The sequence below is a fragment of the Dellaglioa sp. CoH-56-MRSF-10 genome (assembly GCF_056782175.1).
Window position 1 is genome coordinate 45,494 of sequence record NZ_JBXAYF010000004.1, and the last position, 16,827, is coordinate 62,320.

Annotated in this window: 11 protein-coding genes; all 11 read right to left on the reverse strand. The window is 29.5% G+C overall.

From position 1 onward, the window contains the following. Positions 1–33: 33 nt before the first annotated feature. On the reverse strand, positions 34–5,334 hold the full coding sequence (locus AC1RP4_RS05390) for a helicase HerA domain-containing protein (RefSeq protein ID WP_481761695.1): 5,301 nt from the start codon (positions 5,332–5,334) through the stop codon (positions 34–36). Further along, positions 5,315–6,640 (reverse strand): DNA phosphorothioation-dependent restriction protein DptG, encoded by a 1,326-nt coding sequence (gene dptG / locus AC1RP4_RS05395; protein WP_481761694.1) that lies wholly within the window; start codon positions 6,638–6,640, stop codon positions 5,315–5,317. Before dptG ends, AC1RP4_RS05390 begins: the two co-directional genes overlap by 20 nt. Continuing rightward, entirely contained in the window at positions 6,640–8,511 is a 1,872-nt protein-coding gene (gene dptF / locus AC1RP4_RS05400) for a DNA phosphorothioation-dependent restriction protein DptF (protein ID WP_481761693.1), read from the reverse strand. Before dptF ends, dptG begins: the two co-directional genes overlap by 1 nt. Positions 8,512–8,653: 142 nt before the next feature. Further along, positions 8,654–9,004 carry a DUF1831 domain-containing protein gene (locus tag AC1RP4_RS05405; protein WP_481761692.1) on the reverse strand — a complete coding sequence of 117 codons (351 nt, stop codon included), beginning with the start codon at positions 9,002–9,004 and terminating at the stop codon, positions 8,654–8,656. Positions 9,005–9,017: 13 nt separating this feature from the next. Then, positions 9,018–10,166, reverse strand: coding sequence for a cysteine desulfurase family protein (locus AC1RP4_RS05410; RefSeq protein ID WP_481761691.1), 1,149 nt, complete (start codon positions 10,164–10,166; stop codon positions 9,018–9,020). Between the two features lie 24 nt (positions 10,167–10,190). After that, positions 10,191–10,874 (reverse strand): 5'-methylthioadenosine/adenosylhomocysteine nucleosidase, encoded by a 684-nt coding sequence (locus tag AC1RP4_RS05415; RefSeq protein WP_481761690.1) that lies wholly within the window; start codon positions 10,872–10,874, stop codon positions 10,191–10,193. Positions 10,875–10,902: 28 nt separating this feature from the next. Then, on the reverse strand, positions 10,903–11,160 hold the full coding sequence (locus tag AC1RP4_RS05420) for a DUF1328 domain-containing protein (protein WP_481761689.1): 258 nt from the start codon (positions 11,158–11,160) through the stop codon (positions 10,903–10,905). After that, entirely contained in the window at positions 11,153–11,713 is a 561-nt protein-coding gene (locus AC1RP4_RS05425) for an NUDIX domain-containing protein (protein ID WP_481761688.1), read from the reverse strand. Before AC1RP4_RS05425 ends, AC1RP4_RS05420 begins: the two co-directional genes overlap by 8 nt. A gap of 27 nt (positions 11,714–11,740) precedes the next feature. Continuing rightward, positions 11,741–12,664, reverse strand: coding sequence for an alpha/beta hydrolase (locus AC1RP4_RS05430; RefSeq protein WP_481761687.1), 924 nt, complete (start codon positions 12,662–12,664; stop codon positions 11,741–11,743). 82 nt (positions 12,665–12,746) lie between these two features. Beyond that, positions 12,747–13,721, reverse strand: coding sequence for a diaminopimelate epimerase (gene dapF / locus AC1RP4_RS05435; RefSeq protein WP_481761686.1), 975 nt, complete (start codon positions 13,719–13,721; stop codon positions 12,747–12,749). A gap of 118 nt (positions 13,722–13,839) precedes the next feature. After that, the gene (ileS, locus tag AC1RP4_RS05440) at positions 13,840–16,623 is read right to left on the reverse strand and encodes an isoleucine--tRNA ligase (protein ID WP_481761685.1); all 2,784 of its coding nucleotides are present in this window, start codon (positions 16,621–16,623) and stop codon (positions 13,840–13,842) included. Positions 16,624–16,827: the final 204 nt, after the last annotated feature.

Consider the following 16,827-nt stretch of genomic DNA (forward strand, 5'->3'; position numbering starts at 1 on the left):
AATACAACCCTAGTGTGTCATAATTTACTTTACTTAGTTTATACGATCATCAAATCCACTTATTTTAATAGATTCTATTCGTGATACCACTTGATTGGTACCATTAAGCATAGGCCCTTTAATAATACTTTCGCCTTTTTGTAAATTAGATAAAAGATATTGATATTGTTGATTACTGTCTTTATCTAAAGATAGCGTGTTCGCAATAAGTTTAACTTGGTCTTCCAATGGTAAAAAATTAACTTGCTCAGATGCATTATAGACACTACTGATATCACCCTTAATAGCTGATATAGATTGAGTTGCAAAAATTCCTGACCAACCGAATTTTCTTCCTTCTTTTAAAATTTTAACAGTTGGAGAGTTATCTTTAAAATTTAAATTTTGTATTTCATCAAGTACCACTGGAATTGGATTTTCTTCTGTATTTCCAATACTTTGAAGATAATTAAACAAATCCCAAAGTACAAATTCAGTAATAACTTTTTGTATATCATGTTGAAATCCTTTTAATTGAAAAATATGAATAGTTCCATCTTTATTTAAATATGACTCCCAGTTTTTGGAATCTTTAGTATAAGTGAAAGGATTTGAACTCAATAACATATCTAGTCTACCTACTATTTTTAACCCATCCTTGAATTCATCTTCGTCACTTAATATATTTTTTAAATGTAAAAAGGTAAATGATTTACCGTTTCTTGCATAACCATCACTTATTGCAGTTTTCAATGAATACCTTTGCTGAGTGCCTAACTCAAAAACGTTATCTAACATTTGAGATACTCGGTCTGCCATATCATTTACATCTTCAGTAATAAAGGTTCCACCACCATAATCTATTTCTTGAAGATTAAATGGATTTATAGGTAATTTATCCCCCGCTTTAACTAAGTGAAATTGAATTTTATTATCATGTCTCATTTTGCTAACAAAATTTTTATCCAATTGATTTTCCAAAAATCCATCAGTATAATCAACTACCAAACTATTAATATTTTTATTAGCCAACTCATACAGTAATGTTTGAACAAAGTAAGTCTTCCCCTGCCCAGACTTACCCGTAATAATCATGTGCCTATTTGAAAGCCCTGGATTTCCATACTCCCAATAAGCTTCATCAACACTACCTTTTTTAACGCCTAATTTAATTCTAGTTTTTTCAGAAAATGTATTTTCAGGATATTCTATTTCAAAATCAGAAAGTTCATTTATATTCGAATATTGACTTTGACTTTCATTTATACTATTTATAGATTTAATTTCGTTGTTATCTTCAAAATTTTTTTTATCCTTATTTTCACAATATTCATAAGCTGACTCTGTATCTAATTCTTTGTTTATAATAATATTTTTTCCTTTATCAGTATCGATAGTTTCTTGATAACTATCATCATGCAAAATATTTTTTAAAAGGCTTTCTTCCGGAAATCCCAATTTTCCACTTTTAATTTCTGAGATGATTTCATTTAATCCCTTACTTGCATAAATGTATGCGTCACCCTCAGGAAGTTTAATTTCAGTTATATTCTTACCGCCTAATTCCTTTCTAAGAATTCTCCGACTATCATTTCTATCACCAAATGAAACAATGAAAGCCTTGCCATAATATTCGTTTAATTCATTTGAAATTATAAAATCATTATTCAATAACTTATCATCATTATCTTGAATTTTTTTATATAGTTCTGCATTTATTAACTTGTTATTAAACATTTTTTTTAGATTAGCTAAATATATTGTCATAAAAAAATTACGGTAATATTCGGATTTAAATTTATTTTCATCCCTCAGCGCCTCATTTATTGTTTCTGCCGTATTAACCGCCTGCAACGTTGCCTTAGATATAACATCCGAATGGTTCTGTCCAACTTTAACTTCGACAGGAAACAAATGAATTTTTAAATTTTCTCCTACTTCAACACCCATGAATAACAGATCATCACTTGTAGCTCCTGTCATTCCTAGATTTTTTGCTGTAAATAATCCTTCTTTTTGGCTCATGCCAACCATTCCAGAAACTCTTAATATCTCTTCTAGCGATATGGGCACCCAAATAATATTCTCAGTTTCTAAAATACCCATTAATTCTTTATACGCCGAAATAATACTTAACTTTTCCCTCACTATATTGTGATTCGTTTTATCTCCGATAATTTTTAGAAGCCATTCTCCATTAATAATGTTAAATGATTTAATAATATTTAAACTTGTTTCTTTATTTTTAATTATAGTTTTGTCATATCTTTCTATCTTATCATTGATAATTAAACTATATTGTTCAATTTGGTTTGTAAAAGTTATTGACTCATAATTTGAAGTGTTACTTTGATCTGTATAATGAATAATATATAAATCATTACGTTCCGAAAAATAATCCAAACTGATATCTGGATCCAATAACGTTACCCAATTACTATTTTCCATAATATTCGTTAATATATCATCAAAATGACCATCTTCACTTTCAAAACTTGGAATGTTATTTACATTCGTAATTCCTGCTTGATAAACATTTGTTTCCGCATTGTTGGCTACACTAAATGCATTCCAATCATACATAAATTTGATCAATGGCCGATGTAAATATTTTGAATCCATATTTACACCGAATCCTTGTATAAACATTTTTTTATCAAGACTATATTTTTTACCACTTATTAGACCGCCTAAAGTATAATTCATTTCCAGCTTATCTGATTTAAAACTATTGGCATTACTCTCGACATCCATCTTATAAAATGAAACATGACTATATGGTTGTCTAACAAAATTATGATAAATATTAATCCGCGATTTTAATACTTTAATTACGTCTTCATTAGCATAATCATTAATTTTATCTCCCATAAATTTTTCAGAAAATAAATTTTCAAAATCAGCTGCCGTTATAATTTGATTAAATTGGTCATATATTGGATTAAGAATTTTTTTATCGTTATTTATATATAAATTAACAGGATGCATATTTTCTAATTTAAACCCTTGTTTAGTATTTTGAAGCTGTTTTAACATAAAATCAATCGTACTCTTTAATATTGTTTTATCATCGTTAATATTATGCATTGAAGCATTTAATGCATAATCAGAACTTACTTCAAAAAGATAATGAAAATGCTTATAAAAATCTAACATTCTAGAAGTAATAATATTTCTAGAAATCGCTGATATTTTTGATTTTTTAAATTCATTAAAGAATAACCATCTAGGCGAACTATCATCAAAATTTGATTTTAATAGTCCCCCATTTTTTGATATATATGGAACTAATCCACTTGGATTTAACGTTCGAATAAAATTTTCAGGTATAGATTGAAATTCTGTCCTTTTTAATAACTCTAGTTGATATTTAATCAATACTGGATGTAAAGGTGTATAAGCTATTTCCCCATCGATTTCTACTGTACCCATTTTATATAAATCTTTTAATTCCAATGTAAGTCTTTCTTCGGAGATTTGATTAATTACTTCATCAAAATCATCACAATATTTATTAAGAGCTTTCAATAATTCTTGATCAAAATAACTTAAACTTAAAATAGTATTTCTTTCTTTTAATAGCTTACAAATAAGAATATAGTCTATTCTTATTTGTTCAGGTATCTGAACTTCAATACTAGTGACAATTGAATCATCTATTTTTGCATACAATATTTGTTGTTTAATAATATCTACTTCATAATTCAACAACTTCTTATTTTCACTAAAGACATAATATTTTTCTGTACCATTAATTATTTTAGCCCCATCAAAAATTAAACTTTCATTAGCCTTACGCCTATTTTTTTCTATAAACAAACCACTTCTGGGAACCGGCTTCTGACTATTATCTAAAATTGAAAATGGTATTTCAATGCCTTCATTAACTAGCTTAAATTCATTCTCACTTTCATCTGAATCAATATTTTCAAAATTAATATTTACACCCACTTCATCTGAAATAGGAATTACATTATATTTAATCTGATCATAATCAACCTCATCAATAAAATCTGTACCACCAATTATATAATTTTTTTCGTATTCTAACTGAATCTCCATCTTAGATTTAGTTATTTTTACACGATAACTCGATAATATATTATTAAATATGTCTTGAGAAAATGGTAAATAAATTATTTGAAATGTATATTTCTGTGCCTTTGAATGTTCATATGAGGTCTTAATTCCATATATATCCATCACATTGAAGTCGTTTACAATAATTTTTAAATTATTACCATCTGCAGTAAATTCAGCAGATTTCCCATCAATTATATGGCTCTTACTTTTATTAATTCTTGATGCCTTCACAGAATCATCAAAAGGAAGTTTTATTATCAATTGATTATTTTCATGATTAATATTATTTTTAAATATTAAAATAAATCTGTTTTTGTACTTAACAGAATTTTTATTTTCACCATTTTCTCTACTTCGGTCATATATAATTAAATCAGGATTAACTTTATTTATTTTATCTGATTGATAAATAATTGTATCTTTTCTTAATTCTTTTAATTTTTCTTTTCCTCTTTTTATTTTTGAAAAATCGACATCCATCCAAATATCCTTTTCTTTCAACATACTCATTGATTCTAAATCTGCTTGCGTGTAGTTAACTATTTTATCTTCAACAGTATTATATTCTTGCCAACCACCAATCTTTTGAAAATCTTGCTTATTTTCTCTTAATCTTTTTTTAATATTATCAGCATCATACGTTTGTATTTGTGTATCATAAAAATAACCCATATTTTTATAGTCATCCGGAGTAATCTCTGATTTTTCTAAAATTGAAAAAATACTGGCAAAATCTAATAATGTTAAGTTCATTGAATCTTCCAAAATTATATTCTTTTTAAACTCTTCTAATACTACTTGGTTAGCGTCCGATAACCCGGACTTTTCTATTTCACTTTTTAAATCGTGTTTAATTTTATCAACAGAAAAAGGCCCATTTCCGTGACTAACATTCATGGCTCCACCCGATATACTGTCAAGAATTTCAGTACACACGATAAAAAGTGCCGTATTTCTCCATATGTCAGATTGTAAACTAACCCTATTTCTAAGTGTTACTAAAAAATCTGAGTTCATTTTATCTGTTGCTGCAACAAATAATATGTTAACACCATTTATATTTACCACTTTACCATGGAACTGCACGTCCTTTTGATCAATTACAAAATCTTCAGTAGAAATAATATCATTCATTTCAAATGCATTATAGAATCTAACAACTTCATTATTTTGATCTAAATTCAAATAATACCTGCTACCAGCACTAATATTTTGGGTTTTAAACCATTTAAATAACCGTTCGATTAAAAATTTATAATATTGGTTTGACATATTGTGCATCCCCGCTATCGCTTAATTTTTCAAGAATATTCATTTTTTCATATGTTTCTACTAATTTTCTTTTAGAAATATTATCTAATGAAATTCCTCTATTACTCATTTCGGTAATAACATCTTTAACAAGCATTTTTTCTGAACCAACTATACCCGCTGTAATCACCAATACAGTATCATCAGTCATGTTTAAAACATTTCCAAGTCTACCACGTCTTTTTACAAAATATTTTACTGCTATTGCTTCAAAAGATTTAGAAAATCTAGATTTAGTTTCGTCGGATAAATTTTTTGTTAATTTTAATTTTAAAAGTTTTATATTATCCTTTATATTATTTTCAGATGACATGCTTATATCATCCTCCAAAAACTCATTTAAAAATTCACTTAAATTATTTCTAAGTTCTATTGAATATTCAAAATTTATATCTGTTAACTGAAATAAACTATAAAATTTTTCACTAGGAACTAATAAATTTAAATAATCTAATAAATCAACGTTAACTAACAAATCAGTTGCGTTTTCTTTAACTTGAGCATAACCTCTATCATTTGTTGGTCTTGAACCTGATATTTTTTCCGTATCAAGTGCAAAAAAAATATTTTTTTTATTAAACTCATCGAAGGTTCCAATATTCATTATTATTTGACTAATTATGAAAAAATAATAGTAGCTAAAAAATGTATCAATATTTTTCATAAAAAATGTTGTATTTTTCATAAAATTGTTCAAATCATGATTAAAATAATCTAAGAATATACTTTGGTCACCAATTGAAACAAATTTTTCTTTTTTTATATTATTATTAGTTAGTTCATGTAAATTTTCTATAATAATTTTTTCATAAAGATTGTGCTCATCTTTTTTATTTATAAATTCAATCCACATATTATTTTTCTCTAGCTCAAGTGTATAATTTAAAAATGCTGCAATCTTTAATTCTCCACTTGAACTTTTTTTTTCGTTCGACTTTTTATACGCCAGCAACTTGGGAATATAAATTTCATCAAGTGCCGAATTAGAAAATAATTTTAAAAATTTATCTTTATTACCTATTTTAGATAAATCAAAATCATCACTTATATCCTTATCAAAGGATTTAGTATCCTTTGATATCTCACCTTTGTTAATGCTAATCCTTGCTAAATTACCTATAATTGGTGCAAATCCATTTTCAAATTTTGCTCTCTCTGGCTCACGGGTCATAAACGGTAATAATTGTCCTGATTTATGATGATTATTTTTTATCTTTCCTTTATCCATTTCCAAATGTTTTTTTAAATTTTCTAATTCAATAGACATTATATTTTCACCTCTGATACTTCATAATCAATCCCATTATTCTCTATTTTATATAGATATCCATCATTTATATTACCAACAATAACAGTTTCATTGTTATTAGTATTCAGTAATATGTTAAATACAAAATTGTTAAAATTCATTGCCTCTGACCGTTCAATATTAGAAATAACATATCCATTATGAATTTTTGTCAATAGCACATAATCTTCAAAATCTATTTTAACAAAATATTCAGCTTCATTACTTGTATCTTTAAAACACATATTAATTTCAAACTTGTTAATTTCAAAATCTACATAGTTTAATCTTAATGGCACTGCAACTCTAGTTTTTAAACTCAAATTATTTATAAACGCGAATCCTTTTACAGTTTGACCGTTCCACCGTAATACATTGCTTTGTATCAATTTTGCCAACTCTTTAATTTGTCTTACATTTTTTGAAAGAATACTTAGAAAAGAAAAATAATTTTCATTATCAAATAACTCATTTTGATAATCTAATAAAAATTGAACTCTAAGAAATGTGTTAACTCGAATTTTATGTCTATCCGTATCTAATTTACCAACAGATTCTATAACTTTTTGAATTGCTCTTTCATTATCTTCAATTTTATCTTCAATTTTATCAACATACTCATCATCATAGTTGTATACCTCAACATTAAATTCATCAATTTTTTTATTTGAATTTCGTGATGGATCAAGAAAATAAATAGCTTTTAATATCTCAGACTTATTTTGGCTTTCAAATAATAAATAAGGTAAATATGATGTGTAATTACTTTTAATTTCCTTTGCTGGTATAATAATATCGTGAATAAAGTTCAATACATCTCGAGTGGAGATGATTATACCATTAGAAACTTGAATTCTTATCAATAAATATTTAATTGCTTCTTGGACTTTCTTATTTAAGAACAGCTCATAATTAATATGTTCAACTTTATCATAGCCATTTTCTAAATCATTTCTGTAAGCATTATAAAATGGATTATTTTCTTCTTTTAAACATATTTTTTTAAAAATTTGATCATAATATAAGCTGTTCACACCCGTCTCATCAATTTCAAAGTTTGCATTATTAAAAAATGAAATCACTGATACTTTTTTATCTTCTATATTTTCCTGATTATTTTTTTCTATATTACTCAATGCAATTGTAATTTCACTTAATGTCGAATCTGACTTTATTTTATGAAGTAATCTCTTAACTACCCCTAAATTAATAGCAATAATAACATGTTTATAACCTTCAATTTCATTCTTATTCTTTGTGAGAATATCCATTAACGAATCAATAGATGATAAATTAGGATTAATGCTTTCCGTTGCATCATTATGTATATATACTTTATTTTTTTTAAAAATATCAAAATATTGATTATTCATGTAAGATAATAGATGCGATTTTCCATCTCCTACATTTCCTACAATAAAAGTTAAAGAACTTTTTTCTCTCTGTATTTTATTAAGAATTATCTTCTCTAACCTATGTTGTATTTCTCGTTCTACGTGCATATATTCATTAAAAGCACTAAAATCACTTGCATCAATTACAGAATCTTTTGCTTCAAATGATAATTTTTTTAACATCTGTGCCAGAGCAGATTCTGTTATATTTTTATCTTTCTTAAATACATCAAAATATTGGTGTATTTCTTCTAACTTATTTATGTCATGAGTAATTGCAACTATTCTAAGTTTTTCAAAATCAATATCTGAAATTAACTTCTTACTTCTTAATTTCAATCCCAAACTATACAAATCATCTAACGAGAATTCTACCTTAGACCCTTCAAAAGATACTTCAAATTTTTTAATCAATATTTTATATAATGATTCTGCTTTCATCAAATATAAATCCATTATTTCATCTCCTATTGAATATAGTGAATACGCTTTATTATACCTTTTCAATCTAAAAACGTACATACAAAAACATCCTTATAATACTTCATAGTTAATATACCCTTATAAAATACTATTAATAATAATAAAAAAGGTATTGTCATTTTGACAATACCTTTTTCAAAACATCCCTATCAATTAATTGACCAATCACATAATCAAATTGTTCAGTTTCAGCTTTTTTATCTTCACCATGAAATATATTAACTGCTTTAAGTCCATTAGCAGTCGTCGTTGACATTTTAAATCCAGTTAATGACTTATCAACGATAACTTTAACTTTAATGCCCTTATTGAAAGGTGAATTAGGATCTAAAGATCTCTCCAATTGAAAATTACCTGCTTTAGTTTCTGCAAATCCTAAATCTCTTAACGTATATTTTTTTACATCAGAACTCAATTCATAAGTTACTGTATCTCCTAAAAGTTGAATACTTTTTTCAAATGCCATTATTAAATTCCCCCTATTTTTTCAATCTACCAACTATTCTAACTAATTGTACTATAAAAGTATCTATCTCTTCAGCTGTATTATCTTTTCCAAAACTCAATCGAATAGATTCTGTGACTCTCGGACTCTTTTCACCGTACATAGCCATTAATACATGTGAAGGTTCGAGATTACCAGCAGTACATGCAGAGCCACCAGAAACAGCAATACCTGCCAAATCTAACCGGGTCTGTAATACTTCAGTTTGAATACCTTTTATCCAAATATTAAAGACATGTTGTAAGTTATCATCTGAGAGTGTCCCATTAATTTCAAAATCAATATGGTTATCATCTAATCCCGCTATAATTTGCTTTTTGAAGCCTTGATACTTTAATTGTCGTACTTGTTTTTCATCATCTGAGATTAAAGAAACAGCTTTAGCAAAACCTGCAATTGCTGGTATGTTTTCTGTCCCTGCTCGTCTCTTGTCTTCTTGCTCCCCACCTTTAATAAAGGGAGGGAAAAATATAGATTCTCTTCTATAGAGAAAGCCTAAAAATTTAGGCCCATTCAATTTATGGGCTGATGTTGATAACATATCTATATGATCCTCATTAACATCTATATCCAGTAGTCCATAAGCTTGAACAGCATCCGTATGGAACCAAGCTTGATGATCCTTTAAAATCTCACCAACTTCATGAATTGGCATATGACTTCCCGTCTCATTGTTACCCATCATGATTGAAACAAGAATTGTATCATCTCTTAAAGCCTCTTTAAAATCGACTATATTGATAACACCATCTTCATTAACTGGTAAATAAGTAACTTCAAATCCAATTGATTCTAAATATTTCATTGTTTTTAAAATAGCCTGGTGCTCTACTGCTGTTGTGATTAAATGCTTACCTAATGTTTTTCTCTGAATAGCTGTTTGCATAATAGCCATATTATCACTCTCAGTACCACCACTTGTAAAGATGATTTCTGATTCTTTTGCATGAATACTATTTGCAATAATTTGTCGACTATCATCAAGCACCATTCGTGCTGAACGTCCAAATTGATGTGTACTTGAGGCATTCCCGAAGGTGCTCTTCATCATATCTGTCATCACTTCAACGACTTCATTTGCCATTGGTGTGGTTGCTGCGTTATCTAAGTATATTCCTGACATTAATTTAGTTTATCTCCTTTTAATTTAGCTTAATAATGATAGAATCATTCGTGCTGATTTTTGACCAGCTTCAATAATAAAATCATCAAATGTTTGTCCAGCTTCTTCATCGCCAACATCTGACATCGCTCTAACAATAGTGAATGGAATACCAAATTGGTGTGCTGCCTGACCAACTGCGGCACTTTCCATTTCACTACAAAGAGCATCAGGAAAATGATTAAGTATGACATCTGTCTGAGCTTGACTTGCTATAAATTGATCACCAGATACAATTAGTCCTGGTTTTATACTTAAATCATTTTCTTGAGCCGCTTTTTTAATTGCATCGTTTAAATTTGTATCTGCCAAGTATTTAGTTGGTTGTTGGGGTAATTGACCAATTTCATATCCAAAAGCTGTTGCATCAACATCATGATAGGCAACTTCTGTGGCTAAGACCACATCTCCAATTTTAAGTCCATTACCAATACCACCAGCTGAACCAGAATTAATAACGGCTGTTACTCCAAATTCTGCAATTAAAAGGGCTGTTGTCATCCCTGCTTGTACCTTACCAATACCAGATCTAACCAAAACAACTTCTTTTCCATTAATTTGGCCTGTATAAAATGAAATCCCGCCAATTTCTTTGTCTTTTCTATTCTCTAGATGACTTCTAAGCGAAAGAATTTCTTCCTCCATTGCACATAAAATACCGTAAATCATGTTGTTACCCTCCATTTTTTATTAATATCTAAGGTAATAAGAATAAAGCTAAAAATACAATTACAATTGCAATAACTAAAAATACAATTGTCCAATTCAAAAATTGGTTTAATTTACTTTTTTTATTTGTTTTTTCTGGTTGTTCTGAAGATGAGCTTCTTGTTGGATGTTCATCTTGGTATTCCTTTTCAACTCGTTGACGTTCTTTTTGTCGAAATTCAGGATCATTCTTTAATTCTTGTAATCTCTGATATTCACTTCTCGATAACTTTTTTTCATCATCCATGTAATTCACCTTTTAATCGTTCAATTTCCCAATGATTAACCGCTAAAATAGTTTTAACATCAGTTATTTCACCAGATTTAATTTTAGCTTGAACCTCATTAAACGTCAATTCGACTACATTTAAAAATTCATCAATATCCTGAGGTAACTCGTTATCTACATTTTCTAATCCAGTCGCATAGAATAGCGTTAAATATTCGTCCGCAAATCCTAATGCTGAATGAAACCCATATATTTCAGCTAAATGTTTAGCTTCATAGCGTGTTTCTTCATTCAGTTCACGTGTTGCAGTCTCGATTAAATTATGATCATCGCCATCAATTTTACCGGCCGGAATTTCTAATGATGTCTTCCTAATAGGTGCTCTCCACTGGTTAACTAGAACAATTTTTTCTTCATCCGTTATTGCTAATATACCTACAGCACCATGATGATGTACGATTTCTCTATTTGATTGTTCACCATTTGGTAGTTTAACCGTCTCATTAACAACTTCTATAACATGTCCTTTGAATATTAATTCTTCTGATAAAACTTTTTCTTCTAAATTCATTTAATTAACCTCGTTATTTTACTTTTCCTAGTTAAAATATTGTTTTAAAAAATGAGTTACTTTCTTTTCATACTCAACTTTATCTTTTGTAAATGACGTAGCATGTTTAGCACCATGTGCAATGAAAATTTCTTTAGGTCCTCTTGTCGCAGCATAATTTTGATAAATCATCTCAGTCGGAACAAATTTATCGTCACTACCATGAATAAATAACACAGGTAACTTATTATGATTTAATTGCTTAATTGAACTTGCTTCATAAAATGAGTAACCTGCTTTAACTTTTGATATCAGACTAGCAATAGGGATAATAGGGATTTTAGGTAACTTATACATCTGTTTCAACTGATAAGTTAACTCATCAGCCACACTTGTATAGCCACAGTCTTCAATAATTGCCTTAACTTGTGAAGGCAATTTTTTCTCTCCACTCAACATCATAACCGTTGCGCCACCCATACTAACACCGAATAGAGTAATTTTTGAATCTGTACCTTTATATTTAATTACTTTATCAAGCCACTGTAAATTATCTTTTCTCTCTAACCAACCATAACCAATATAATCACCTTGACTTTGGCCATGTGCTCTTGCATCTGGTGCAAGAACATTATAGCCTTTGTCATGATAAAAATGAATAAAGCGGACCATTTCTTCTTTCTTTCCCATAAATCCATGAGCAACAAATATTGTTTTATTAGTTTTACTTTCTGCAGGAACATAAATTGCTTTAAGCTTTAAATTATCTTCAGATTTGATCTGCCAATTTAATTTTTTAACTTGTTTTAACCAAGTGTATTCTTTCTTTAACTCAGCACTTTTAGGTTCTGAATTAATAAATTCCTTATTGGTTGGTGTCTCCGCATATTCAAATAAATAATAACTAATGCCAAAAATAACAAAGCCAATTATTATCAGCATTAAACAAATTCCAATGATCCATTTTTTCATTAAATTTCCTCAAGCGTTTCCCTTTATTTTAAATTAAAAAAAGGATAAAAGACAGTCATTTATGTCTTTTACCCCCATAAAATTACATAATACTTAATATAAACTTTAAATAAGCATCCTGTTCATTAGTTGATATCCATTTGGCCTTAGAAAAATCACCATTCAGAGCATCAGCTAACTCAATTGTTATATTCGCAACATTAGTTGCATTACCAATTAGAGACATCCAGTAATTGCCACTCTCATCTTGATGCACAACAGTTTTAACCATACCACCAGGATTTTTTACATTAATTTCAGTTCCAAATGGCACTTTACCTTCACTTAACAGAACAAACATTAAACTTGAAGCAGACATTGCTGTTCCACACGCATTAGTAAACCCAACTCCGCGTTCATAAGTTCTAACAAAAATTGATTTATTATCTAATTTTTCAACAAAACTAACGTTAACACCATCTGGAAAATACGGATTTTCACCGTTTAAATAAGTTGCAATTCTTTCAAGTTCCGGTCCTTGTAACGTTGTATGATCAACAAAAGTAATTAAATGCGGATTTGGTACCGAGACAGCTGAAAACTTTAACGTTTGTGAAAATTCAGGAATAATTTCATCTACCAATGTTTGTCTTTGTAAAAACATTGGTAACGTTTGTGACTCAAAACTAACAGGTGAAATTTCGACATTGTAAGCTGCAACGCCTGCCTGAAGATTTGGTGCTTTCTTAACATCTAAATCAGCATGCATTGTCTCAACTTTAAATTCTGTTTGTCCAAATTTAGTTTCTAAATAGCGCCCAACAGTTCTTAAACCGTTTCCACACATACTAGCCTCTGTACCATCAGCATTGATGACTCTCATTTGACCTAGAACACCATTATGACTTGATTTATCAACGACTAAAATGCCATCTGAGCCACCGTGTAATCCAGATTCTCGATCACACATTTGAATTGCTAAATTCTTTAATTTTTCATCTGATAATGCTGTCTCTAATTTAGTTTGATCTAAAAGAAAAAAATCGTTTTCTGATCCATGTACTTTTACTAATTCCACATTGAACACCTGCTCTCACTATAATTGTATACCTTACATATTACGCTATATTTTTAGGATTGTAATCAATTTGACTCAAAAAAAGGAATAACTCTACGTTATTCCTTTTTTGAAATATTTAATTTTCAAAACCTTCTGTAACTGCCTCTGGATAACCTTGTTCAACAATCGTTGCACAACGATGACAGAGCGTTGGTAACGCAGTATCCTCCCCAACATCAGTCTTAACCATACGACATCTTTGACAAACTTCACCGTTAGCTACTTCAACTTTAACAGCTAAGTTATCAAAATTAGTTGCATCTTCTGGAACATCATCAATAGATAAAATTTCTAAATCAGAAACAATCAATTGTTGACGGATATCCGTATCAAGTACGTTAAGTAATTCTTTATCAGAATCATTCACATATAAAATAACTTTTGCTTCAAATGATTTCCCAATTAATTTTGCATCACGCGCATCTTCCAAAGCCTTTAAGACATATGAACGAATTTTCATGAATGCTTGCCAATTTTCAACAATTTTAATTTCACCATCAAAATGGGCAACTTCTGGCATTTCACTTAATTGAACATATTCTTCTGGTTCTTTCAAATAGTCCCAAACTTCTTCAGTTGTATGTGGCAAGATAGGTGTTAATAACTTAGCCATTGTTGTTACAATCTGGTATAGAACAGTTTGCATTGAGCGTCTTTCAAAACTATCTTCAGCTTCAATATAAACGATATCTTTTGCAATATCTAAATAGAATGCTGATAAGTCATTTGAAATAAATGTAATCACTTTTTTGTAAATTGCTAAGAAATCATATTCAGCATAATCATCCAAAACCTCTTTTGAAAATGTATTTAATTTAATTAACATATACTTATCTGCTGATGCCAATTCATCAAATGCAATTGCATTTTCATTTGGATCAAAGTCAGTTGTATTAGCCAAAATAAATTTAAATGTATTTCTAATCTTACGATATGTTTCAGAGACTTGTTTTAAAATATCCATTGAAACAGCGATATCAGAAGATGTATCTGCTGATGCTGTCCATAATCGGATAATCTCAGCTCCTGATTGTTTAATAACTTTACTTGGTAAAATGATATTCCCAAGCGATTTACTCATCTTATGTCCTTTATCATCAAGTACAAATCCTTGTGACATCAACTGTTTGTATGGTGCAATTCCATTAGTTGCAACGGATGTAATAACACTTGAATTAAACCATCCACGATATTGATCTGAACCTTCCATATATAGATCTGCAGGATACGTTAAATTATCACGTTTACCTAGCACTCCACGATGTGAAGAACCTGAATCAAACCAAACATCCATGATATCTTCTTCTTTTGTAAATTCACCATTAGGACTATGTTCACTTGTAAATCCTTCAGGAAGTAGTGCTTTAGCATCATTTTTGAACCAAATATTTGATCCATTTTTTTCAAACAATTGAGCAACATGTTCAATTGTTTCTGGTGTAATGATAGGTGTCCCATCTTCTGCATAGAAGATAGGTAATGGAACGCCCCAAGCACGTTGACGTGAAATCACCCAATCGCCACGATCTCTAATCATATTGTAAAGACGAACCTTACCCCATTCGTTTTTAAAATCAACTTTTTCAATTTCTTTTAATATATCATCGCGGAACATCTCTACTGATGCAAACCATTGTGCCGTTGCACGGAAAACAACAGGTTTTTTTGTACGCCAATCATGTGGATAACTATGCGTAAAGAATGAAAGTTTAAGTAAATGACCATTCTCTTTCAATTCATCAGTTACTAATGGATTAGCTTTATCATAAAATATCCCTTCAAATCCAGGCGCATCTTCATTCATGACACCTTTTTCATCTAAAACAGATACAACGGGTAATTTATACTTTTGTCCAGCAATAAAATCATCTTCACCATGTCCTGGAGCAGTATGAACAAGTCCTGTACCAGAATCTAAAGTAACATGGTAACCTAGAATAACTAATGATGTACGATCATATAATGGATGTTGCACTGTCATATATTCCATATCGCGACCAGAAAATTCTTTTAATACTTCAACATTTTCCCAATCAAATTCTTCTTTTAAAATATTTAAACGTTCTTCAGCGACAACATATTTTTTCCCATCAGCATTAATTTGGATATATTTATAATCAGGATGTACAGCGACACCATAATTAGCTGGAATTGTCCATGGTGTTGTTGTCCAGATAATCATTTTTGTATCTGTATCTAAAATATCTTTCCCATCAACTACATCAAATGTAATATACATTGATGGTGATTTAATATCGTGGTATTCAATCTCTGCTTCAGCTAATGCTGATTCAGACGATGGTGACCAATAAATTGGTTTTTTACCTTTATAGATGTAACCTTTTTCAGCCATTTCACCAAACATTCTGATTTCTTCAGCTTCAAATTCAGGTTGTAAAGTCATGTATGGGCTATCCCATTCAGCTGCAACGCCTAAACGTTTAAAATCTTCGCGTTGCAAATTAACTTGCTCCAAAGCATATTTTTCACATAATTCACGAAAATCAGCTTTTGACATGGTTTTACGATCAACACCTTGTTTAACCAATTGTTGTTCAATAGGAAGGCCATGAGTATCCCAGCCAGGAACAAAAGGTGATCTGAAGCCCATCATTGATTTTGAACGAACGATAATATCCTTCGTAATCTTATTTAAAGCATGTCCCATATGGATATTACCATTAGCGTATGGAGGTCCATCATGTAAAATGAAACTTGGTTTCTTTTCATTTAACTTTTGTCTTAGTTCATAAACACCGTTTTGTCTCCATGCATCTTCACGCTCTGCTTCTTTAACTGGTAAATTTCCACGCATTGGAAATTCTGTCTTACCTAAGTTTAAGGTTTCTTTCATTTTCATATTATAAACTCCTTTTAAAAGTTATTTTATTTCATTATACACAAAAAGACTCCGTTACAAGGGACGAAGTCTTCGTGTTACCACCCAAATTTAGAAACTTAACATTATATAACGTTAAATTTCACTCAATCATCGTGATAACGGAGATGAAGCCGATTAAACTTACTTGATCATTTCAGTTTAATGAAATCGTTGAGATGATAA

Bases quoted from the DNA above. Each gene is read 5' to 3' on its own strand.
- AC1RP4_RS05415 (WP_481761690.1), bottom strand. From the start codon at position 10,874: ATGATTTACGGTATTTTATGTGCAATGGAGGAAGAAATTCTTTCGCTT.
- AC1RP4_RS05420 (WP_481761689.1), bottom strand. From the start codon at position 11,160: ATGGATGATGAAAAAAAGTTATCGAGAAGTGAATATCAGAGATTACAA.
- AC1RP4_RS05430 (WP_481761687.1), bottom strand. From the start codon at position 12,664: ATGAAAAAATGGATCATTGGAATTTGTTTAATGCTGATAATAATTGGC.
- AC1RP4_RS05410 (WP_481761691.1), bottom strand. From the start codon at position 10,166: ATGTCAGGAATATACTTAGATAACGCAGCAACCACACCAATGGCAAAT.
- dptF (WP_481761693.1), bottom strand. From the start codon at position 8,511: ATGGATTTATATTTGATGAAAGCAGAATCATTATATAAAATATTGATT.
- ileS (WP_481761685.1), bottom strand. From the start codon at position 16,623: ATGAAAATGAAAGAAACCTTAAACTTAGGTAAGACAGAATTTCCAATG.
- AC1RP4_RS05405 (WP_481761692.1), bottom strand. From the start codon at position 9,004: ATGGCATTTGAAAAAAGTATTCAACTTTTAGGAGATACAGTAACTTAT.
- AC1RP4_RS05425 (WP_481761688.1), bottom strand. From the start codon at position 11,713: ATGAATTTAGAAGAAAAAGTTTTATCAGAAGAATTAATATTCAAAGGA.
- dptG (WP_481761694.1), bottom strand. From the start codon at position 6,640: ATGTCTATTGAATTAGAAAATTTAAAAAAACATTTGGAAATGGATAAA.
- AC1RP4_RS05390 (WP_481761695.1), bottom strand. From the start codon at position 5,334: ATGTCAAACCAATATTATAAATTTTTAATCGAACGGTTATTTAAATGG.